Source organism: Cedecea neteri (genome assembly GCF_000758305.1).
GTDB lineage: Bacteria > Pseudomonadota > Gammaproteobacteria > Enterobacterales > Enterobacteriaceae > Cedecea > Cedecea neteri_C.
Genome location: NZ_CP009458.1, coordinates 4,822,665 through 4,844,636, shown reverse-complemented (window position 1 = coordinate 4,844,636; position 21,972 = coordinate 4,822,665). Strand labels below are relative to the sequence as shown.

The following is a 21,972-nucleotide window of genomic DNA, read 5'->3' as shown; positions in this document are numbered from 1 at the left end:
GTCGAATTTTTAACGGCCTTCTGGGTTGCGGGCAATGAACGAAAAGACATAAGATAAAGCAAAATGATATTAGCCGTCCAGATGTCTGGACATATCATCGGCATAGAATATATCCCGCCAGCGAAGAAAAGGAAATGCATCATGACCAGCACCGCTATCCGCGTGGTTACCGGCCCCGCGAATTACTATTCACACCCCGGCAGCCTTGCCCGTCTGACTGAGTTTTACAGCGAAGATCAGCTGAATAACGCGGTCTGGATCTACGGTGAGCGCGCGTTTGAGGCGGCCCGGCCCTTCCTGCCGGAGGCTTTTGAGTTGCCCGGTGCGAAGCATATTCAGTTTGGCGGGCACTGCAGCGAAACCGACGTGCAGAGGCTGGTGGCGGAGTCTGGTGAACGACAGGTAGTGATCGGTATCGGCGGCGGGGCGCTGCTGGATACGGTCAAAGTGGTGGCGCGTCGGCTGAATGCGCCAGTGGTGGCGATCCCGACCATCGCGGCAACTTGCGCAGCCTGGACGCCGCTGTCCGTGTGGTACAACGACGCCGGGCAGGCGTTGCGCTTCGAGATTTTCAACGATGCAAATCACCTGGTGCTGGTGGAGCCGGAAATTATCCTGCGTGCGCCGCAGGAATATCTGCTGGCCGGGATCGGCGACACGCTGGCGAAGTGGTACGAAGCGGTGGTACTTAGCCCGCAGCCGGAAAATCTGCCGCTGACCGTGCGCCTCGGCATTGGGGCGGCGCTGGCAATCCGCGATGTTTTGCTGGAGAGCAGCGAGCAGGCGCTGGAAGATCAGCGGCAGGGCAAGTTAAGTCAGGCGTTTCTGGATGTGGTCGAGGCGATTATTGCCGGGGGCGGGATGGTGGGCGGCCTGGGCGAACGTTACACTCGCGTTGCCGCCGCGCATGCCGTGCATAACGGCCTGACGACGCTGCCGCAAACCGACCGCTTCCTCCACGGCACGAAAGTGGCCTACGGGATTCTGGTGCAGAGCGCACTGCTAGGGCAGGACGATGTTCTGGCGCAGCTGACGCAGGCCTATAAGCGTTTCAACCTGCCAACCAAACTGGCGCAACTGGATGTGGATATTCATCACCGTGCCGATCTGGATAAAGTGATTGCTCGTACTTTACAGGCCGGGGAGTCGATTCATGCGCTGCCGGTGGCGCTGTCGCCGGAGAGTTTGCTGGCGGCGCTGGAGAAAGTGGAAACGTTGTAAGGTTTGCCCCTCACCCCATAGGGGAGAGGGGATAGATTACCGACTGTTCAGCTCTGTTGTTTTCTCCCCGCCCCACAGGGAAGAGGGAAAAACAGGATTGCATGTCATTTTTTCTCCCTCGCCCCCCTGGGGAGAGGGCCGGGGTGAGGGGAAAAATGGCTCCCTGCGCTCATTTTCCTTCAGCCTAACTGCAGCTCCCGCACCAAACTAAACGCCTGCTTCATATGATCCTCGCTGACGATAAACGCCCTTAGCTGCTGCTCGGCGTCCATCCCTTTGGCAATCAGCCCTTGCGGACTGGCGGTAATCTGCCAGATCAGGTCGCGGCGCTGGGTTTCTCCGGCCAGGTGCAGCGGCATCTCCGGCGTTTTCACCTTGACCAGCATCGCCGGAAGGGAAAGCGTGTCGCTCGCACCGAGCAGGTTTTTTGCCAGCGTCATGGCGCTGAGCTGAATCGGCTGCAGGAACGGCAGCACTTTACCGTCTATTTCTGCGCAGTCGCCGAGGGCATAAATGTCCGGGTCAGACGTTTGCAGCTGGCTGTTCACCTTGATGCCCCGGTTAACCTCAAGCCCTGCATGCTGCGCCAGCCCAACGTTCGGGCGCAGGCCGATGGCAGAGACTACCGCATCGACTTGCAGCTCACGTCCGTTGTTGAGCGTGGCGCACAGCCCTGACTCCATCTGGCTCACCGCTTCCAGACGCTGGTTGAATAGCAGCTCGACGCCCATCTCGTTCAGGCGGGACTGCAGGCGGCCGCTAACCTCTGCCGGAAGCAGCGATGCCATCAGGTGGCTGGCGTTATCCACCAGCACAACTTCTTTGCCCGCGCGGCAGAAGTCCATCGCCAGCTCGCTGCCGATCAGCCCTCCGCCGAGGATCATCACCCGCCGGGCGTCACGCAGCCGGGCTTCGCAGGCCTGATATTCTTGCTGGCTATTGAGCGTCGTCATCAGCTCTTTGCCGGCGACGGGCGGCAACAGGGCGGAAGAGCCGGTCGCCAGCACCAGTTTGTCGTAGTGCCATTGTCGTTCGCCGCAGTTGACCAGTTTGTTTTTGGGGTCGAGGCTGCTGACCCAGCTATTGGCGTGCAGGGTCAGGTTGAACTGCTCCGCAAACGCGCCAGCCTGCTGGCGGGTCATCGCTTCGGCTCCCTGATTTAAACTGATGACGTGGCTCAGATCCGGTTTGTTGTACTCGTCGGCGCTGTCGGCGGCAACCAGCCGGATGGGCACCTCTGCGCTGTGTTTGCGAATATTTTTCACCAACTGGCGGGCGGCAAAGCCCGAGCCGACTATCACAATGCCATTGTTCATTTGGCCTCCGTTGCCAGTTCGTCGAAGACATCTTTGCCCAGCGAACATTCAGGGCACAGGAAACTGTCAGGCACTTCGCTCCACGGCGTGCCTGGCTCAACGGCCTGCATTGGTTCACCCTGGACCGGATCGTAAATCCACTGGCAAACGCTGCACTGCATGCAGGGGCCGAGGTCGGCGCCGGTGGATTCTGCTTTTGCTTCTTCGGCTATCGAATCGGCGGTGATTACAGCCTGAGCCACCGGCAGCGGGGAGAGCGCCCACTGGCGGGCGATTTCGCGGCCATGTTCGCGGCAAAGTTCCAGCGCGTTGCCGTCCGGGCGCCATTTCGCCTTCAGGCTGAGGGACATTTCAAACCCCGCGTCCTGCAGGCGGGTGGAAAGACGATCGACCGCGCCGCCGCTCCAGCCGTGGGAGCCGAAGGCGCTGGCGCGTTTGTTGCGAAAGCGCAGCCCTGTGATCTCTTCCACCAGCCCGGCGATTTTCGGCATCATCACGTTGTTCATGGTGGAGGTGCCGACCAGCACGCCTTTGGAGCGGAACACGTTGGTCAAAATTTCATTTTTATCGCTGCGGGCCACGTTGAAGATTTTCACCGCCACGCGCGGGTCAACTTCGTGAATGCCCTGGGCAATGGCGTCCGCCATCATGCGGGTATTGTTCGACATGGTGTCGTAGAACAGCGTGATACGGTCTTCCTGGTAATCGGCCGCCCATTTCAAATACAGCTCAACGATTTGCGTCGGGTTGTCGCGCCAGACCACGCCGTGGGAGGTGGCAATCATCTCCACCGGCAGGTTGAAGCCGAGGATTTCGGTAATTTTTGGCGTTACCAGGCGGCTGAACGGCGTCAGGATGTTGGCATAGTAGCGCTGGCACTGTTCGAACAGCTCAGTCTGATCCACTTCGTCGTTAAACAGGTGTTCATCGCAGTAATGCTGGCCGAAGGCGTCGTTGCTGAACAGCACCGCATCGCCGGTCAGGTAGGTCATCATGCTGTCCGGCCAGTGCAGCATCGGAGTTTCAACGAAGATCAGCTGTTTGCCATTGCCGATGTCCAGGCTGTCGCCGGTTTTCACTACCTTAAAGTTCCACTCCGGGTGATGGTGGTGGCCGTTAATAGAATCGATGCCGTTGGCGGTGCAGTATATTGGCGTGTGCGGGATGCGTGACATCAGCTCGGTCAGCGCTCCCGCATGGTCTTCTTCCGCGTGGTTGATAATGATGTAGTCGAGCGTGTTAAGGTCGATTTCACGCTCGAGGTTTTGCACAAACTCGCGGCTGAACTTGTGGTCGACGGTGTCGATTAGGACAGTTTTTTCTTCGCGAATGAGGTAGCTGTTGTAGCTGCTGCCGCGCAGCGTTTTATATTCCGTGCCGTGAAAATCACGCACTTCCCAGTCACGCTGCCCAACCCACTGAATGTTGTTTTTAACCTGAATAGCCATTGAGAACCTCATTGATGTCATAGCGTTAAGTGCTTCAATGACTGTGTTATTGCGAGTATCGTGCCAGTTTTTTAATGCTTTGATTTTTAATGTTTTGTTGTTTTGTGGGGGTTGTGGTGTTGTCATAATGACATTGTTGTTTTTAGTCATAATGACTCTGGTGTTTGTCATTTTGACTACTCAGGCGTAAGCTGAACGCCCCGCGTTTCCGGAGCCTCCCCATGAGCCTGTCGATGTCTTCTCTCGCCGCCATTGCAATCGAACTGCAGAGCGGCATCAGCCATTCCGATCGCTTTACCCGCGTTATCCGAACCCTGAGGAAGCTGCTAGGTGGCGATGCCACGGCGCTGTTGCGCTACGAGTCGCGACATTTCTATCCGTTGGCGATAGATGGCCTTGCCATCGACGTGCTGGGGCGGCGCTTTGCCGTGGATGCCCATCCGCGGCTGGAGGCCATTGCCCGCGCAGGAGACGTGGTACGTTTCCCGGCCGACAGCGAGCTACCCGACCCGTATGACGGCCTGATTCCAGACCATGAAGAACTCAAGGTTCACGCCTGTCTGGGGCTGCCATTGTTTGCTGATCAGACGCTTATCGGCGCGCTGACCGTGGACGGCATGGATCCTTATCAGTTCGACAGCTTCAGCGATGAAGAACTCAGGCTGATTGGCGTGCTGGCGTCCGGGGCGCTGAACAATGCTTTACTGCTGGAACAGCTTGAAAAGCAAACGCCGGAAGGTACGGTGCAGCCCGCTATTGCACGTGAAGCAGCCGGGGAGATGATTGGCCGCTCAACTGGCATCATTCAGCTGAAAAAAGAGATCGAGATTGTTGCCAGTTCCGATCTGAACGTGCTGATTACCGGCGAGACGGGCGTGGGGAAAGAGCTGGTGGCGCGCGCGATTCACGCTGGATCGGCCAGGGCGGCAAGTCCGCTGGTTTACCTAAACTGTGCCGCGCTGCCGGAAAGCGTGGCGGAGAGTGAACTGTTCGGCCATGTGAAGGGAGCTTTTACCGGGGCGATTCATCACCGCACCGGCAAGTTTGAAATGGCGGATAACGGCACGCTGTTTCTCGATGAAATCGGTGAATTACCGCTGGCGCTGCAGGCCAAGCTGCTGCGCGTGCTGCAGTACGGCGATATACAACGAGTGGGGGACGATCGCAGCCAGCGCGTGGATGTGCGGGTACTGGCCGCGACTAACCGCGATCTGCGCCAGCAGGTACTGGCTGGCGAGTTCCGCGCCGACCTGTTTCACCGCCTGAGCGTTTTTCCGCTGCACGTTCCGCCGCTGCGCGAGCGTGGAGATGATATTGCGCTGCTGGCCGGTTTTTTCTGCGAGCAAAGCCGCGTGAAGATGGGCCTGAAACAGGTTGTGCTTAGCGAATCGGCTCGGATACTTCTGGCGCAGTATGGCTGGCCGGGGAATATTCGCGAGCTGGAACACGCCATTTATCGCGCGATTGTGCTGGCCCGCGCTGCTTATCCGCAGGGCGAGCTTGTGCTTCAGCCTCAACATTTCCAGCTTTCTGGCCAGATGGATGCGGTAGCCCACGAGCCAGAAACTCCGCCTGTAGAAACCCCTTTTGTCAGCCTGCGGGAAGCGACCGATGAGTTTCAGCGCGGCCGAGTTGTTGAAGCGCTTGCCCGCAATGGCAATAACTGGGCGGCCAGCGCCCGGCAGCTCGGCGTCGACGTGGCCAACCTTCACCGACTGGCGAAGCGGCTGGGGGTTAAGTCACCCCAAGGGAGTACCTCTTAACTTCAACCGCAGATAAATTCATCATACAAACTCGTTGTTTAGCGGCGAAGCGGCGCGGATAATCGCTGTGTATTTTTATATATAACGAGGATGCTATGGCTTTGACTTCAGCACGCAGCGCGGGCGCCCTGGCGCTTTGCTCACTTCTTTTCAGCGCCCCGGCGCTGGCTTCATCCGATATTCGCGTCACTTATGCAGGTTCGATGGGCAAGGTGATGGACCAGTCTCTCGGCCCGGCCTTTGCCAAAGAAAACCACGGTGATTACCAGGGACAGGGGCAGGGCGCTTACGGGATGGCGCGGCTGCTCGCCAGCAAGAAAATTACCGCCGATGTGTTTGTCTCTATCACCCCTGGCCCTATGCAAATTCTGAAAGATGCCGGGCTGATTGACGATGCCGTGCCGGTGGCCAGCACCAGCATGGTTATCGCTTATAGCCCGAAAGGGAAATACGCCCCGCAGTTTGCCGCCGCGAGCGGGAAAGATGCCAGCTGGCTGAAAGTGCTGGCGACGCCGGGGCTGAAGTTTGGTCGCACCGATCCGTATAACGATCCTAAAGGGCAGAACATTGTCTTTACGCTGCTGCTGGCGGAAAAATATTACCAGCATCCTGGCGTGGCGAAGCAGGTGATGGGGGAAGTCCAAAACCCTGCCCAGGTCAGCCTGGAGGGTGGCTTGCTGACGCGGCTGGAGAGCGGGCAGGTTGACGCCGCCGCCGGGTATGAAAGTGAAGTGATTTCCGCCAAACTGCCGTACATCGCGCTGCCGGATGAGATCAACCTCAGCAACCCGGATGAAGCCAAACAGTGGTACGACACCGTGAGCTTCACCATCAAGGACAGCGCCGGGAAAGATCAGGTGCTGCATACCCAGCCGCTGGTCTATTACGCTGCCGTGCTGAAAAACGCCCCGAACGGCGTGCAGCAGGGGCAGAAGTTTATCGACTTTATGCGCAGTGCCGAAGGTCAAAAGCTGTTTAAAGCGAATGGCTATGCGGCACCTAAGGGCCAGGCGATTTACGCGCAATGATGCGTAGCCCGGCAATGTGGCTGTCGCTCCCGGCACTGCTTCTGCTGGCGATTCCGTTTGCGACTTTGCTGGGCGTCACGCCGTGGCACGGTTTTCATTTGGCCTGGGGAGACGGTGGCGCGATTGCCGTTTCCCTTGGGCTGGGCGGCCTGGCGCTGATGATTGTGGTGGCGCTGGGGTTGCCGGTGGCCTGGTGGCTGGCCTGGGCCAAAGGACGGCGTCGGCTGCTGGTTGAGGTATTGGTGTTGCTTCCCCTGCTTACGCCGCCGCTGGCGATGGGGATTTTGCTGATTTCCGCCTGGGGGCCGTATAGCCTGGCGGGGGAGTGGCTGTCCCGCTTCGGGCTAACGCTGGTGAACAACCCTGGGGCTTTTGTGCTGGCTCAGGTTTACGGCGCGCTGCCTTACTTTATTACCGCCGCCCGTTCCGCGTTTGCCGCGGTGCCGAAAGAGATCCTTGAAGCCGGACGCACGCTCGGGGCCTCGCCCTGGCAGCGCTTCCTGCGCCTTGCTTTGCCGATGTCCGCCCCGGGGCTTGCGTCGGCGCTTGCCGTGGCCTGGGTTCGGGCCATCGGCGAATTTGGCATCGTGATGATTTTCGCTTATTTCCCTCAGGGGATCCCCGTCAAGCTGTATACCAATCTGCAAAACGACGGCGTGGATGCGGTTTATACTTTGGTATGGCTGCTGCTGCTGTTCACTTTGCCTCTGCCGATTATCTGCTTTGCTTTTGCCCGGCGAAAAACGGCGCATTAGGGCTGTCAGGTTGCTGTCGGGTTGATGTCGTGTCGCTGTCGTGTTGAAGTGGCGCGGGCTGAGCCATAGTCAGGGCGGGTTAAATCATTTGAGGATCTCCAGCCATGAGTAACAACATTAAAGCGTTGCGTTTGTCCCGCGCCTGGTCCCAGGAGCAGCTGGCCGAACTCTCTTCCCTGAGCGTCAGAACTATTCAGCGTATTGAAAATGGCGGCCAGGCGAGCCTGGAAACCATGAGCGCGATCGCGGCGGCGTTCGATCTCAATGTGACGGATTTGTACGATGACAATGAGCCAGACGGTGAACCAGAGGATGCGCTGAATACCCGCATTCTCGAAGCTAAACGGCGGGTGGCGCGCGAATATCGCTTCTACCGTTCGGTATTGGTGTGGGCGATTGTGTGCACCGGTCTGGCCGTCATTAACTGGCTAACTTCGCCGGGCCATTACTGGTTCCAGTGGGCAACGCTGATTTGGGGCGCGCTGCTGGTGATGGGTGGCCTGCGCCTGTTCCTGCTGAAGGGCTGGCTGGAGAAACGCCAGCAGCAGCGCCTCCAGCAGCTGTTGCGGAAGTGATCAGTTCACAATGCGGTTGCGGGCAATCCAGTCGATAAAAGCCTGTTTCGGCAGGGCTTTGCTGTAAAGCCAGCCCTGCCCCCAGGCGACGCCGTGTTCCCGCAGCCACGCCGCCTGCGCCGCCGTTTCAATCCCTTCGGCCAGCGTCGCCAGATGCAGCGTTTTCGCCATTTCAATGATGTACGGCGTGACGTTTTTGTACTCCAGCGCGTCAACGAACGATTTGTCTATTTTCAGGATATCGACATCGAGATCCTGCAGGTAGCTGAGGCTGGAGTAGCCTGTGCCAAAGTCATCCAGGTAGATTGGGTGGCCCGCTTCGCGGTATTTCGCCACAATTGGAGCGCTGACTTTCGGGTTAGCGAAGCCGCGTTCGGTGATCTCCAGCGCTATCTGCTCCGCTTTGATTTGGTACTTCAGCAGCAGGGGCTTAATAACCTGCAAAATCTTGTCGTTTAGCACATCGGCAGGGGCGAGGTTGATCGAAACGTGATAGTGAGGGTGGGCGTGCAGCCAGTCGCCGAGGTCTGCGAAGGTCTTTTTCACCACCAGTTCGGTTATCTGGGAGATAAGCCCGGCCTGTTCGGCGATGGGGATAAAAACGTCCGGGCTGATAAAGCTCCCGTCCGGCAAACGCCAGCGGATTAACGCTTCGGCCCCTACGCCTTCGCCAGTTTTTAAATCAACAATCGGCTGATATTCGAGGGTAAATTCCCGATCGCGAATCGCATCCTGAATGCGCGCCTGGGGAGATTCAAGGCGGCGCAGCAGGCGGGTGATAAACCAGCCGGCGCTCAGGCTAAAGAGAATGCCAATCGGTAGCCAGAGGAGCATTTGCTTATACCAGGCCGTTTGCAGCGGGGCGCTGGGTGCCCAGGCTATCATCGCCAGCCCGAGCTCTGACGAGCGGCGGATCACGTAATCGTTTTGCCCGTCTGAATACGCCTCCGTGCCTCTACCAATTTCACTCTCCCAGCTGCGATTAGGCAACGGGGCGTTGCTGGCGATGAGCCGGTTGTGCTCCATGCCGACCATTGCCACGTCAACCGGGTTATGGCCAAACGGGATTACATCAATAAAGGCAATCGGGTCAATCACCACAACATGCTGCAATTGACCGATGTACATCATCGGGCGCTCGAAGCCCAGGTCGGTGACGTCGGTGTACCAGGCGAAGAAGCCTTTGGTGCCGCTGGTGTCGGGCGGGCCCAGCTTCGCGCCGTCGTGGGTTGCTTCAAGCGATGAGCAAACGGTACGGTTGTTGACGATATAAACCACTTCCTGGATGTAACGATAATTGAAAGCGACGCGGCGCATCGCATCCAGGTGGCTGCGGGAGCAATACTGGCCGCTGAAGCTGTTGATCTGCGTGAGCGCCGCGGTGGCCTGGTTGATCACTCTGTCGCTGCGCAGCAGCGCGCGGTCGGCGTAATTTTCCAGCTCGCTGTGGAAGGTTTTCTCAGCTTTGTTATGCGCCAGATAGATGCTAAGCAAGACCGGCAGCAGCACGGCCACAATCAGCACGCCATTGACGAGACTGACCATTTTTTTGCTTGTCATAAATGGGTTCCGGCGTAAGGGGGCAACGTTTGGGGTAATTTACCTGCCAGCATAGTTCACCGGGCGCAGGAATGTTATGTTTCAGCGCAAAGGTTAGGAGCCCGCGATGAAAAAAAAAGACTTTGTGACCCAGGATTTACTGAGCAAAATTTATCAGCACAGCGAGCCTGGCCCGCGCAAACTGCCCCCGGAGCGGCAGCTGGCTGAAGAATATGGCGTTTCGCGCTTCACGATTCGCCAGGCGCTGGAAAAACTGGTCAGCATTGGCGTGGTCTCCATTATTCAAGGGTCCGGCATCTGGATTAATGAGCAGGCCCGCAACAGCCCGCTGGTGTATAACTCGATTACCGAAAAATCTTTCGACCGCATTACGTTTCGGCTGGTCAGCCTGCATAAAAAGCTGCCCGACCGCGACGAGCAGCAGGTTTTTGGCCTCGGTGCCGAGGAGTTTATCTGGCAGTTTTGCCGCCTGCGGCTGGTAGATAATCAAAAAGTACAAATTGAAACGTCGCGCATGCCGGCTAAAGATTTCCCCGATCTCAACCAGAAGGTGATTGAAAGCTCTTTGCAGCAGTATGTCCTGAGCAAGGGATTTCATATTTCGCATTTGCTGACCCGCTATCAGGCCGTGGTGGTCAATAAAGAACAGGCCCAACTGCTCGAATGCAAGAAGGGCCTGCCCGCGATGCAAATCAGTAACCGCGGCATTCTGGAAGGAGGGCGGGTGTTTGAAATCAGCGATATCGTCGATATCAATTATTCCTGCACCTACGTCATCCCCTTTAATCACGCTAATCTGGCACGGCGTAAAACGTCTTAAGGCGTGTGGATCGCGCCGTTGGGCAGGCGGCTTTGCGTCCATTCGTGCGGCCGATACTCCACCGGGAAGCGTTCCGCCTGCTGTTGGTCAAAGCCCACGCCAATGCCCGGTTTTTCCAGCGGATACATATAGCCTTTTTCCGCCGATGGAGCACCTGGGAACACGGCGGCGGTGTTTTCTTTGACGGGAATAAACTCCTGAATCGCCGCGTTATGCAGGTGAATGTTCAGGTGAGTATTCACCGCAACCGCAATCGGCGTCATGTCCGGTGGCCCGTGCCAGGCGAGGCGCACGCCAAAGGCCTGGCAGAGCACCGCCAGTTTTAACGCCGGGGTGATCCCGCCGATTTGCGATACATGACAGCGAATGAAATCGATACGGCGGTTCACAATCAGGTCATGCCATTCCGCCGGGTTGTTGAACAGTTCGCCCATCGCCAGCGGCACGGAAGAGTGTTGGCGCACCTGCTCCAGCCATGCGCTTTGCTGCGGCGGCAGAATGTCCTCGATAAACCACGGCTGGTAAGGCTCCAGTGCTTTCGCCAGTTGAATGGCCTGCTGGGGAAATAACCGTTCATGAACGTCGTGCAGGATATGGAAGCGGTGGCCGTATTTCTCACGCAACGCGCGGAACATTTCCACCGTGTTTGCCATGTACTCGTCCTGGTCGTAGTACGCGCCGGGCGTGGGATCTTTGGTCTGATGCATACTCTGGGGAGTGCCGCCGTAGAACCCCAACTGGCAGCGGATGTAGCGGTATCCTTGTGCCAGAAGTTTATCCACTTCCTGATAAAGCCCTTCGAGCGTTTCGCTGGCGGCGTGGCTGTAGACCGCGATGGCATCCTTCGATTTGCCGCCTAAAAGCTGGTAAAGCGGCATATTCGCCAGTTGGCCTTTAATGTCCCACAGCGCCATATCCACGCCAGCGATGGCGTTGTTCATGACCGGGCCGTTTCGCCAGTAGGCGTTGACGGTCATCATCTGCCACAGGTCTTCGATGTGATTGGCGTCGCGGCCCATTAACAGTGGTTTGAGGTATTCGTCGACCAGGGTTTTTACCGCCAGCGGCCGCTGCTGGAAGGTGGCGCAGCCGAGGCCGGTCACGCCTTTGTTGGTGGTGACGCGCACGGTGACCAGGTTATGTCGGTCCGGTTTAGTAATAAAACATTCAATATTTTCGATAATTGTGGGTAGCACGAGAAAGCTCCACCGTCAGGCTGAGATAAACGCAGTGAATTAAGTTCTGCTATTACTATCACCCTATTTTTCCCCGGCGGTAAACGCTTTTTTTGACTCTTTTTTATTGGTCAGTTATTTCACTTCTAAAGGCGATAAAACCGTACCAATTGTTGTTATTGTTCTTTTGTTTTGGCTATCTGTGACGCTTGTCATGTTTCATTGGTTTGTTTTTAATTTTTTGATTCTCTACCATCGGCGGCAGCAACACATAACAATAAACCAACACCGGGGAGTTATTCATGGGGAGTCGTGACGTCATTGCTTCTATTATTCGTCTGGTCGGCGGGACGGATAATATTAATAAAGTCTGGCACTGCATGACGCGTCTGCGTTTCGATTTAATTGATGATAATAAAGTGAACCAGCCGGAGATCAAAAAGCTGCCCGGCGTGCTGGGCGCGCAGACGCAAAGCGATCAGTTTCAGATAATCATCGGCCCGCAGGTGAACAGCTGGTACGAGCAACTGACCGCGCTGCTTGGCGGCGCAAAAGAGGCACCTGCCGCCTCTGCTGGCAAAAAAGAGCGTAAGAGCCTGGTGTCGCTGTTTATGGACACGGTTTCCGGCGTTTTTGGCCCGATTGTACCGGCGATTGCAGGGGCAGGGATGATCAAAGGCCTACTGGCCGGGCTGGTGGCGCTCAAGCTTATCTCGGCCAAAAGCGATACGGTGATCGTTATCGATCTCATCGCCAGCGGCGTGTTTTATTTCCTGCCGTTTTTCCTCGCGATCTCGGCAGCCAGAATATTCAAAACTAACGAATACCTCGCGGCGGCGGTGGCGGCCTGCTTCATGTATCCGTCGCTGATTGAAGCGGCGAAAGCGCTGGCCGCGCATCAGGCTGGTGCGGTGGATGCTTTCTATTTTCTGAATGCGATCCCGGTTTCGGTGTTTAACTACGCCTCCAGCGTGATCCCGGTTATTTTCTCGGTGCTGGCGCTGAGCTATATCCACCGCTGGGTGGACAGCATCATGCCTGACGTGCTGAAAACGGTGTTCACCCCGACGCTGACGTTATTCATCTCCGCGCTGGTGGCGCTGGTGGTGATTGGCCCGTTGGGGATTTATCTGGGGAAAGGGCTAGCCTGGTTTATTGAAGGGCTGTTCGGGATTTCCGCGAGCTTTGCCGGACTGGTGGTAGGTGCGATCCGCCCGATAGCCATTTTGACCGGGATGCACCACGCCATGACGCCAATCGCGCTGCAGAACTTTACCGATCGCGGCTATGACATGCTGATGCCGATGATGTTTATGGCCAACATGGCTATCGCCGGGGCGACGTTTGCCATCTGGCGGCAGAGCAAGTCCAGGGCCGATCGCTCGGTGGTGCTGTCTGCTGGGATTTCCGCGCTGCTGGGGATTACCGAACCGGCGCTGTTTGGCGTGTTAACTCGCTACAAGAAAGCGTTTATTGCTGCCACGATTGCCAGTTCGGTTGCTTCGGCCTTCATCGCGTTCTTCGGCGTGCGGCTGTACGGCTATATTCTGTCGAGCATTTTTAGCCTGCCCGCTTACATTGGCCCGTACTTTATCTTTGCCCTGCTGGGCGTGGCGCTTGCGCTGGGGCTTTCTTTCCTGCTGACCACCGTGCTGGTGCGTGAGAAAGCGTAATGCTTAAACGCAAACGGGGCTGCAATACGCGCCCCGATTGTGTTCTGAATGCCTGTTAACGGCGGTGGGCCAGGCGGCGAACTAAATGGTCACCGAGGCTTTGCACCAAATGCACCATCACAATCAGGATGATGACGGTTCCGACCATGACCTGGTTGTTAAAGCGCTGGTAGCCGTAACGAATGGCCAGGTCGCCCAGACCACCGCCGCCGATAACACCGGCCATTGAAGAGAAGCCGATCAGCATGACTATCGTCAGCGTGATGCCCGCCAGGATGGCAGGGAGCGCTTCGGGCAGCAGCACTTTACTCACCACATGCCAGGCGTTGCCGCCCATCGACAGAATGGCTTCAATCCGGCCTTTGTCTACCTCATCCAGCGCGCTTTCGACCACGCGGGCGAAGAAGGGGAAGGCGCCGATGGTGATGGGCACCACCGCGGCGGTGCTGCCGAGCGTGGTACCGACGATAATGCGGGTCAGTGGAATAAGGGCGATAAGCAGGACAATAAATGGCAATGAGCGCCCCACGTTAATGATGCTGCCAAGTACCTGATTCAGGCGGGGCGCGGGCAATACCGCATCCCGGCGAGTCAGGAACAGCAGGACGCCGAGCGGCAATCCAATCAGTACGGTAAACAGCCCGGCCAGGCCCACCATGTAAAGCGTATCAAGGGTGCCGTCCAGCAGCAGCGGCCACAGATCTTCCCAACTCATGCTACTTCGCATAAAACTCTCCCTTCCACGCCGTGACGACGTAAGAACTCGCGTTCGGCCTCTGCATCGTGCAGCAGCGAAGTGCGTAATTTGGAGAACGGGTCCACTAATCGTTCAGACAGCGGGCCGCTTTCGATTAACCTGCCGTGCTCCAGCAGCGCCGCGTGATCGCAAATGGCTTTGACGACTTCCAGTTGATGGGTGATCAGCACGATCGTCAGCCCAAGCTGGCGGTTAATGTCCGCCAGCAGGGCCAGGATTGAGGCGGTCGTGTCAGGATCCAGCGCGCTGGTGGCCTCATCGCAGAGCAGGATTTCCGGATGGGCGGCCAGCGCCCGTGCGATGCCGACGCGCTGTTTTTGCCCGCCGGAAAGCTGGGATGGAAAGGCTTTGGCTTTGTCGCTCAGACCCACAAGGTTGAGCAGCTCGGCAACGCGCTTTTGGCGAGCCTCACGCGGCGTGCCGGAGATTTCCAGCGGCACGGCAACGTTGTCTTCCACGCTGCGGGCGTGAATCAGGTTGAAATGCTGGAACACCATGCCGGTGCGCTGGCGGTGCTGGCGAAGCTCGCGTTGATTAAACGTGGTGATGTCCCGGTCATTCATGATAATGCGGCCCGAGGTAGGCCGCTCCAGCAGGTTGAGACAGCGAATAAGCGTACTTTTCCCGGCACCGCTGCGGCCCAGAATGCCGTAAATGGCACCATCCGGGATCGCAAGGTTAATGTCATCCAGCGCCGGTCGGCCTTCTCCGGCGTACACTTTGCTCAGCCGCTCAAGGGCGATCATGACTTAGTCTCTACCGGGATCACCGAGCCGTTGTACTGCTTGCGAATGAACTCGGCCACCTGAGGGGATTCGAGGTCTTTCGCCAGCTGTTTGATGCGCGGGTCGTTTTCCAGATTCGGGTTGGTGACCAGAATATTGGCGTAGGGGTTATGGGTCGCGCTTTCCAGGCCAAGGGAGTCTTTGGCCGGGCTGAGTCCAGCTTCGAGCGCATAGTTGCCGTTGATCACGCCCAGGCCTACGTCATCCAGTGAGCGGGGGATCTGCGGGGATTCAACTTCCAGGATCTTCAGCTTCTTCGGGTTGCTGGCGATGTCTTTGGGCGTTGCCTGGTTGGTGGCGGCGTCTTTAAATTCTGGTTTGAGGGTAATCAGGCCTTTGTCCTGGAGCAGGAAAAGAGCGCGGCTGAGGTTGGTGACGTTGTTCGGTACCGCGATGGTCGTACCTTCCGGGATGGATTTCAGGTCTTTGTATTTGTGCGAGTAGATGCCCAGCGGTTCGATATGTACCGTGGCGGCAACAACAAATTTCTTGCCGAGCGCTTTCTCCTGGTCACGCAGATAAGGCACATGCTGGAAGTAGTTGGCGTCGACGTCGCCGTTCGCCAGCAGTTCGTTGGCATTAACGCCGTTGCTCAGTTCGACGACCTTCAGCTTGAGGTTAGGATCGAGTTTCTGCACAAAGGCGAGGATTTCCGCATGCGGAACCGGGTCTGCCGCGACGCGCAGCGCATCTGCGGCCTGTGCCGCGAAAGCCAGAGACAGTGACAGAGCAACGCCAGCCAATTTAAAAGCGGTCTTTTTCATCGTTATTTTCCTTTTATTTTAATGTGTTATTAAGCGATCAGTTCACTGCTGTTACGAAGGACGTCCGGGTAATAACGTTCCGCTACGTCGGGATGTGAGCGCAGGCGGCCTTTCAGGTAGTTCCAGCCCACGTCGCGCAGCAGCGGGTTTTGCGGGTCGCTTTCTGGCCCCTGAGCTTCGCGGGCCAGCGCTTCCGGGAGCTGATAAACCGGCACCACTGCGTTGAGCTGTGCGCCCAGGAAGAAGGCGATGGACAGACGTTCTTCATCCTGAGGCGGAGAGACCACGCGGTGAACGGTGGCGCGCAGATAGCCGTTGGTGGCCAGCTCCAGCAGCTCGCCAATATTGACCACAAAGCTGCCCGGCAGCGGCTGGGCATCGACCCAGTTGTCCGGCGAGACTTCGACCTGCAGGCCTTTTTTATCGTCCTGCAGCAGGAAACTCAGGAAGCCGGAGTCTTTGTGAGCGCCCACGCCCTGGTTGCTCTGCGTGGCAGACTGCCCCGGATAGCGAATCAGCTTGATGTGCTCGTTGGGCAGATTGCCGTAAAGGTCGTCAAAGGCATCGGCCGGCAGGCTCAGGGCTTCGGCAAAGGTGCGCAGCAGTTTTAACGCCACGGCGGTCATTTCGCTTTGCCACTGTAAAAGCGTGGGTTTGAGTTCAGGTCTGGCGGTCGGCCAGAGGTTTGGTCCCTGCAGGCGACGCCACGCCGGGGCATATTCATCCGGCGGCAATGCCTGGCGTTCTGCGCCGAGGTCAAACTGCTCGCGCCAGTCGGGCTGGCCGCGGGTAAGTTCGCTGGCGGCGCGGTTGTAGCCACGGAAATGTGGCGAATGGATCATTGCCACCTGCTGTTTTTCATCGTCGGGGAGGGCAAAGAAGCTGCGGGCTTCGTCCTGGACCGCCTGCTGCAGGTCAGGGCTGATGCCGTGGTTGATCAGGTAGAAAAAGCCAATTTCTCGCGCGGCGTAGCGCAACTGGCTGAGGAAGGCAGAACGGTCAGTTTCGCTGCCGTTAAGCTGGGACAGGTCAAGAATCGGCAGTGCCAGGCCAGGATTGGTGCTCATAGTTTACTCCGGTCAATAAAGTCTTAGAAAAGGCGGTCGGGTTGAGTTCGGCACAACAACGGCACAGCATCATGGCAATGTCCTTCTGAATACGGTCGGGTAGCGTTAGCGCTTACCTTGCCGTAATCAAAAATCCTCGCCCAATATTGTTATCTTCTAAGGTATGACCCGGTGGGGTTCTAAGCATTTGCGGAAACGAGAAAAGTCTAATCATTGCAAAATATTTCAACGCATAGCGGTAACTTATGGATTTCACTGAGGCTTAATTACATTTAGAAATAGTTAACGAGCAGTTAAGTTATGGCGACAGTTAAGTTTATGGGTTTTATGCCGAAGAGGTTGCTAAGCGTTTCGCTTTCTACCACCAGGTGTCTTCATCATGCTAAAAACTACACAATCCCGATTTATTACCTCTTTATGTTTGTTTTTCATGTTGTTAATTGCGGTTACTTCGCTGGTGATTCACTTTTTTGTGACGCCGCAGCTTAAGCGCAATGAAACCCAGCTGATTCGCTTCGAAGTGGATAACGTGGCGGTCAATATCACCGAGCAGATGAACCGCGTGCAGGCGCAGATGCGCAGCATTACCCAGTCCGTGGCTGCGATGCAAAGCGATGATATTAATAAGTTATTACCGACGCTGGTGGATCAGTACCAGGATGTGAACGTGTTTGGCGGCGGCATCTGGCCTTTGCCGGAAAAACGCGAGGCGGGGCGCAATAAGTTCAGCACTTTCTTTGCCCGCAACGGCAGCAATAAACTTGAAGAAAACACCTACTGGAACTCGGATGCCGCGCCTAACTACTACGAGCAGGTGTGGTACAAAGCCGGACTGGCTTCTCCGGCCGGGCAATGTGCCTGGGCGAACGCCTACCAGGATGACGCCAGCCCGCAGCCGAGGACTAACTGCGCCATGGCGATTACCAAAGAGGGGCAGCCGTGGGGCGTGGCAACAATCGACGTCACGCTGGGCTTCTTTAATCAACTGGCCAAACAGATGAGCGAGGCGGTGAAAGGCCAGGTGCTGATCATCGAAGCCGACGGGAAAGTTGTCGGTAACGCGGATCAGATTGGCAAAACGGCGGGCTTAAAGAATCTTTCTGAGCTGAGTGGCTCGCTGCCAATGGCGAAAGCGGTTCAGGGAATGTTGCCCGGTTTTAATGCCAGCCAGAGCAGTGAGAATGAATACGATAACGACGGTACTTCACACACCGTTATTTTACAGACGGTAAAAGGCAGCCCGTGGATTCTGGCGGTTGACCTGCCAACCGCGCTGTTGACCAAACAAACGGACGCGATTCTGCTGCGCCTTGGCATGGTGCAGATCCCGATGGCGATCGTTTTACTCGGGATCCTGGTGCTGTTTGTTCGCAATATGATGCGCCGCCTGGGTGATCTTAACCACAACATCAGCCGCCTTTCCGCTGGCGGTGCCGACCTGACGCAGCGCCTGGAGCCAACCAGCAGCCCGGAATTTAACGCCATTATCGACAGTTTTAACGGCGTGATTATTTATCTGCAAACCATGCTGCGGCAGGTGGGGGACAGCGCCCGAGCCATTTCTTCGGCCTCTCATCAGATTGCGACGGGCAACCAGGATCTGTCCGCCCGCACCGAAGATCAGGCCAGTTCGATTGAGCAAACGGCGGCCTCGATGGAGGAGCTGACCAGCACCGTTCGCCAGAATGCCGACAACGCCGCCCATGCCAACGAGCTGGCGCGTGAAGCGTCCAGCGTGGCGGTGAAAGGGGGAGAAGTGGTGAAGCAGGTCGTCAGCACGATGAATGCTATTCAGACTTCTTCCGGCAAAGTGGTGGATATTATCAGCGTGATTGACAGCATCGCTTTCCAGACCAATATCCTGGCACTCAACGCCGCCGTTGAGGCTGCCCGAGCCGGTGAACAGGGCCGTGGTTTTGCGGTTGTGGCCTCTGAAGTTCGCAGCCTGGCTCAACGCTCCGCGCAATCGGCACGGGAAATTAAAGCGCTGATCGAAAATTCGGTGAGCAATGTGAATCTGGGGACTGAGCTGGTTACTCAGGCTGGCAGCACGATGGAAGAGCTGACTCAGGGCGTACGTAACGTGACGACGCTGATGGCCGAAATTATGTCTTCCAGCCGCGAGCAGAGCACGGGCATTGAGCAGGTGAATCTGGCCATTAATCAGCTGGATAGCACCACTCAGCAGAACGCCGCGCTGGTCCAGGAAGTCTCTTCCGCCTCGCATTCGATGGCGGAACAATCCACCCAGCTTGAGCGAGTCGTCGCTGGATTTAAACTCTAACCCCAGCGGGCACCCAGGCGGTGCCCGTTTCTTTCTGATCCTTTTTCCCGCTTAAACCCCGCTTGCAATTTACCCAATCATCTTTTATTTTATTGTTACGTTATAACATATCGGGATAATTTTTATGCAGCGCGATATCCATCCGTTTTACCGGACCGTGGTGTTTCACGACACCAGCGTAAATGAATATTTTAAAGTGGGCTCGACGATCAAAACCGACCGCGAGATTGAGCTGGATGGGGTGACTTACCCCTACGTGACGATCGAAGTTTCTTCTGCTTCGCATCCTCATTACACCGGCAAACAGAAAGTCTTCGTCAATGAAGGCGGCCCGGCGCGCTTCCAGCAGCGTTTCGGCAAGTTCTTTGGCGGGAAGGAGTCTTAAGAGATGCAGGTATTGAATTCACTTCGCAGTGCAAAACAGCGCCACCCCGACTGCCAGATTGTGAAGCGTAAGGGGCGGCTGTATGTGATTTGCAAATCTAATCCGCGCTTTAAAGCGGTGCAGGGACGTAAAAAACGTCGCTAGTGGTTATCGCTCACCCGCAGGCTGCTGGCGGGTGAGTGAAAAAACGTCATAAAACGACAGTTCCCCTTTTCGGCTGAGCATTTTGTGTAACAACGATTTTTGCTCTTCATCCACGCCAGGAGAACTGAGAATTTCATCGATTAGCGCCGTGGGTACATTGCGGGTGTTGTACCACTCGCCGTTATAGCAAACGCGCAGATCGAGCACGTCAATATCGCTGTAGCGGTAGCGAGGGTTGACGTCAAAGAAGAAAAACGCGTTCATCAGCGCGAACAGCACGACCAGCAGCCATACTGAGTCCGCCAGGGTTTCTGATTCCAGCATTACCCACATTGTGGCAAACCAGCCGATATACATGCCGATAAACAATCCGGGATGCTTGCGGATAAAACTGATACTGAAGCGCGGGCGATTATCGCGCTTTTCAGTTTCATTCAGATGTTCGATGGTATTGGTAAGCAGGCGCTGAATTTCTGACATGGTGTGCCTTCTAAGTTCTCTGTTATCGGTTGTACGCATGACCAGACTATTTTAAGAACCACAGGCCAGGCAAAAAAGTAACAGATAAGCCAAAAATAACCATAACAGTTAACTGGTCTGCCCGTCTTAAAGCATCTTAATAATACGGGCTGGATTACCCGCGACAACGCAGTTGGCCGGAATGTCTTTGGTGACGACAGAACCTGAGCCTACCACGACATTATCGCCAATGGTGACGCCCGGATTAATAACCGCGCGTCCACCAATCCAGACGTTATTGCCAATTGTCACCGGCTTGCCCAGTTCGACGCCGCTATTTCTTGTTTCGGCATCAAGGGGATGGGTTGCGGTATAAATATGAACGCCGGGCGCCAGCATACAGTTGTCACCAATGCGAATAGGGCAAGGGTCCAGCATGACGCATTCGAAATTGGCGTAGAAGTTTTTACCCAGGTAGATGTTGTAGCCGTAGTCGCAGCGGAAAGTGGGTTCGATGTAAGCCCCTTCGCTCTGGCCAAGCAGCTCGGAGAGGATCTCATCGCGGTATGCCTGCTCGTCCGGCGAGCTTTGGTTGTAGCGATGCAGCAGCTGACGCGCTTTGTGGCTTTCTCGCTGCAGGGTTTCGTCTCCAGGCCGGTATAGCTCTCCGGCAATCATTTTACGCTTTTCTTCACTCATCACGGGTTCCCTCTTCAGTGGCCTGCAAGGCTACCTGAATTTCGAAAGAAAAGAGTGGGTATCGTTCCCTGAGCGTGATGAACCTCACGTCGCAGAGTGCGGCGCGGCAAGGTTAGCGTTGAGGAGTGCTTGCGGTATTTCGCTGGCTGGTTAACGGCTGTTAATCCAAACCTGTGCAACATCGACTGAGACAAACCAGACAATAACAGGAGATAAAATGTGATTTTAAATATTATTTAATAAGACAACTATTAACGAATAAATTTCCACACTGAAGGTGGGATTTTATCATACAGTTTATTCATCGTCAGTTCTGCAAGACGGTGGTCGGCTGCTGAATAAAATACCGCCAGTTCATTATCTGATAATTCATATTTATTTTTTTCTATTACGCGTTCCAGCGTATCAATTGTCTGACAACGCCGCAGGCGCATCAAATAATCGGTCTTAGTGAGCTTGGTAGTCATAAATTCGCCTTAAGTATTTTAATATTTTTAGAACGAGTGGCTTACTGGGTTAGCGCGACTCTCACTGATGAAACATCTGAACAAGCGATTCCCTGATTTACGCCACCGCTGCAAGTCCTGTGCGTTAATGCCGTAATTGCTAAATAACATGAAAGTATCGTCCAGGTATTCATCAATCTGTTCAATCAATTTGCTCTCATCTGGATACTTAATCTTATAATTAAGCGCCGATGCAGCAATGTGCTCAATCAATTCATTCAACTGTAGATTAATGGCCGATGTAGGATCATTAACCCACCCATGATTGCTCTCACCAAGATTGGTCAGACAATCGTGATACAGACTCTCACAGAGGAACTTAAGCTGCGCGATGTCGTGCCGCTTTGGTGAGTATTCGTCCATAGTGCTGCCCCTTTTATCGGTAAACCAAATGATAAACACAACGGGTTGGGGTGGACACACCTGATGAGGTGAAGAACTGTTGCCACGATTATTACATGTGCTGTAACTATAAATCAATATTGCCTGGATTTCATGCGGCTCTAACGAAAAATTACAATTAAGTTAAAAAAAGAGAATACGTTACTAAATGTGAATTAAAACTTTCGTATGAATTTTAACTTAAATTCTCAGGGATACATTAACCCATAATGGGTAATATTTATAACTTTCAGCTGGTTAATCAATCTATAAGACTATTCTGTATCCGGCTAAAAACCAGGCGTTAATTTGTAAGAATATTCCCAAATAAATGTAACACTTCGGTTTTTGTTGTTTCGTTAATCATGGATTAACGAGCATTTAAGCGTTATTTTCTCCGAAATGAG

At 55.5% G+C, this 21,972-nt stretch carries 22 protein-coding genes; 10 read left to right on the top strand and 12 right to left on the bottom strand.

All coding sequences use genetic code 11. The features are described from left to right. Positions 1 to 141: 141 nt before the first annotated feature. Positions 142 to 1,221, top strand: a complete 1,080-nt coding sequence (locus LH23_RS22475; RefSeq protein WP_039296023.1) for an oxidoreductase — start codon at positions 142 to 144, stop codon at positions 1,219 to 1,221. Positions 1,222 to 1,400: 179 nt separating this feature from the next. Here the strand turns inward: LH23_RS22475 and norW are convergent, their stop codons facing one another. Both norW and norV read right to left on the bottom strand, forming a co-directional pair. Continuing rightward, a complete protein-coding gene (gene norW / locus LH23_RS22470) occupies positions 1,401 to 2,537 on the bottom strand; it encodes an NADH:flavorubredoxin reductase NorW (RefSeq protein ID WP_039296021.1) in 1,137 nt (378 codons plus the stop codon). Continuing rightward, complete coding sequence (norV, locus tag LH23_RS22465) at positions 2,534 to 3,985, bottom strand: anaerobic nitric oxide reductase flavorubredoxin (protein ID WP_039296019.1); 1,452 nt, start codon at positions 3,983 to 3,985, stop codon at positions 2,534 to 2,536. The genes norW and norV overlap by 4 nt, the downstream gene beginning before the upstream one ends. A 221-nt stretch (positions 3,986 to 4,206) precedes the next feature. On the opposite strand from norV, the gene norR reads away from it, so the two are divergent. From norR to LH23_RS22445, 4 genes are all read left to right on the top strand, one after another. Next, positions 4,207 to 5,748, top strand: a complete 1,542-nt coding sequence (gene norR / locus LH23_RS22460) for a nitric oxide reductase transcriptional regulator NorR (protein WP_039296018.1) — start codon at positions 4,207 to 4,209, stop codon at positions 5,746 to 5,748. A gap of 95 nt (positions 5,749 to 5,843) precedes the next feature. Then, positions 5,844 to 6,776 carry an extracellular solute-binding protein gene (locus tag LH23_RS22455; RefSeq protein ID WP_052050422.1) on the top strand — a complete coding sequence of 311 codons (933 nt, stop codon included), beginning with the start codon at positions 5,844 to 5,846 and terminating at the stop codon, positions 6,774 to 6,776. After that, the gene (locus LH23_RS22450; protein ID WP_039296017.1) at positions 6,773 to 7,531 is read left to right on the top strand and encodes a molybdate ABC transporter permease subunit; all 759 of its coding nucleotides are present in this window, start codon (positions 6,773 to 6,775) and stop codon (positions 7,529 to 7,531) included. The genes LH23_RS22455 and LH23_RS22450 overlap by 4 nt, the downstream gene beginning before the upstream one ends. 104 nt (positions 7,532 to 7,635) lie before the next feature. Beyond that, entirely contained in the window at positions 7,636 to 8,106 is a 471-nt protein-coding gene (locus LH23_RS22445) for a 2TM domain-containing protein (RefSeq protein WP_039296016.1), read from the top strand. Here LH23_RS22445 and LH23_RS22440 read toward each other — a convergent pair whose 3' ends face one another. Then, a complete protein-coding gene (locus LH23_RS22440; RefSeq protein ID WP_039296015.1) occupies positions 8,107 to 9,666 on the bottom strand; it encodes an EAL domain-containing protein in 1,560 nt (519 codons plus the stop codon). A gap of 106 nt (positions 9,667 to 9,772) precedes the next feature. On the opposite strand from LH23_RS22440, the gene LH23_RS22435 reads away from it, so the two are divergent. After that, positions 9,773 to 10,486, top strand: coding sequence for a GntR family transcriptional regulator (locus LH23_RS22435; protein WP_039296014.1), 714 nt, complete (start codon positions 9,773 to 9,775; stop codon positions 10,484 to 10,486). On the opposite strand, the gene LH23_RS22430 is transcribed toward LH23_RS22435, so the two are convergent. Next, complete coding sequence (locus LH23_RS22430) at positions 10,483 to 11,682, bottom strand: enolase C-terminal domain-like protein (protein WP_039296013.1); 1,200 nt, start codon at positions 11,680 to 11,682, stop codon at positions 10,483 to 10,485. The two genes, LH23_RS22435 and LH23_RS22430, sit on opposite strands and share 4 nt — an antisense overlap. A 281-nt stretch (positions 11,683 to 11,963) precedes the next feature. Here LH23_RS22430 and LH23_RS22425 point away from each other — a divergent pair, with 281 nt between their 5' ends. After that, complete coding sequence (locus LH23_RS22425) at positions 11,964 to 13,334, top strand: PTS transporter subunit EIIC (protein ID WP_039296012.1); 1,371 nt, start codon at positions 11,964 to 11,966, stop codon at positions 13,332 to 13,334. Positions 13,335 to 13,389: 55 nt separating this feature from the next. Here LH23_RS22425 and LH23_RS22420 read toward each other — a convergent pair whose 3' ends face one another. Genes LH23_RS22420 through LH23_RS22405 form a run of 4 tightly spaced genes read right to left on the bottom strand, consistent with a single transcriptional unit; the run spans position 13,390 to position 16,707 of the window. Beyond that, a complete protein-coding gene (locus LH23_RS22420) occupies positions 13,390 to 14,049 on the bottom strand; it encodes a methionine ABC transporter permease (RefSeq protein ID WP_166864839.1) in 660 nt (219 codons plus the stop codon). After that, positions 14,046 to 14,837, bottom strand: coding sequence for a methionine ABC transporter ATP-binding protein (locus LH23_RS22415; protein ID WP_081946150.1), 792 nt, complete (start codon positions 14,835 to 14,837; stop codon positions 14,046 to 14,048). Before LH23_RS22415 ends, LH23_RS22420 begins: the two co-directional genes overlap by 4 nt. After that, the gene (locus LH23_RS22410) at positions 14,834 to 15,640 is read right to left on the bottom strand and encodes a MetQ/NlpA family ABC transporter substrate-binding protein (protein ID WP_039296011.1); all 807 of its coding nucleotides are present in this window, start codon (positions 15,638 to 15,640) and stop codon (positions 14,834 to 14,836) included. The genes LH23_RS22415 and LH23_RS22410 overlap by 4 nt, the downstream gene beginning before the upstream one ends. 29 nt (positions 15,641 to 15,669) lie before the next feature. Next, a complete protein-coding gene (locus LH23_RS22405) occupies positions 15,670 to 16,707 on the bottom strand; it encodes an isopenicillin N synthase family dioxygenase (RefSeq protein ID WP_039296010.1) in 1,038 nt (345 codons plus the stop codon). 379 nt (positions 16,708 to 17,086) lie between these two features. Here LH23_RS22405 and LH23_RS22400 point away from each other — a divergent pair, with 379 nt between their 5' ends. The 3 genes from LH23_RS22400 (at position 17,087) to ykgO (ending at position 19,520) form a co-directional block, all read left to right on the top strand. Then, positions 17,087 to 18,991, top strand: a complete 1,905-nt coding sequence (locus LH23_RS22400) for a methyl-accepting chemotaxis protein (protein ID WP_039296008.1) — start codon at positions 17,087 to 17,089, stop codon at positions 18,989 to 18,991. Positions 18,992 to 19,115: 124 nt separating this feature from the next. Next, on the top strand, positions 19,116 to 19,376 hold the full coding sequence (locus LH23_RS22395) for a type B 50S ribosomal protein L31 (protein ID WP_008460319.1): 261 nt from the start codon (positions 19,116 to 19,118) through the stop codon (positions 19,374 to 19,376). A gap of 3 nt (positions 19,377 to 19,379) precedes the next feature. After that, the gene (gene ykgO, locus LH23_RS22390) at positions 19,380 to 19,520 is read left to right on the top strand and encodes a type B 50S ribosomal protein L36 (protein ID WP_003859006.1); all 141 of its coding nucleotides are present in this window, start codon (positions 19,380 to 19,382) and stop codon (positions 19,518 to 19,520) included. 3 nt (positions 19,521 to 19,523) lie between these two features. Here ykgO and LH23_RS22385 read toward each other — a convergent pair whose 3' ends face one another. The 4 genes from LH23_RS22385 to tomB form a co-directional block, all read right to left on the bottom strand. After that, positions 19,524 to 20,000: a YlaC family protein gene (locus LH23_RS22385; RefSeq protein WP_039296004.1), complete on the bottom strand. Its 477-nt coding sequence runs from the start codon at positions 19,998 to 20,000 to the stop codon at positions 19,524 to 19,526. Between the two features lie 126 nt (positions 20,001 to 20,126). Further along, entirely contained in the window at positions 20,127 to 20,678 is a 552-nt protein-coding gene (maa, locus tag LH23_RS22380) for a maltose O-acetyltransferase (RefSeq protein WP_039296002.1), read from the bottom strand. Positions 20,679 to 20,929: 251 nt separating this feature from the next. Continuing rightward, positions 20,930 to 21,145 (bottom strand): HHA domain-containing protein, encoded by a 216-nt coding sequence (locus tag LH23_RS22375; RefSeq protein ID WP_008460299.1) that lies wholly within the window; start codon positions 21,143 to 21,145, stop codon positions 20,930 to 20,932. A gap of 27 nt (positions 21,146 to 21,172) precedes the next feature. Next, positions 21,173 to 21,547 (bottom strand): Hha toxicity modulator TomB, encoded by a 375-nt coding sequence (tomB, locus tag LH23_RS22370; protein WP_008460297.1) that lies wholly within the window; start codon positions 21,545 to 21,547, stop codon positions 21,173 to 21,175. Positions 21,548 to 21,972 lie beyond the last annotated feature (425 nt).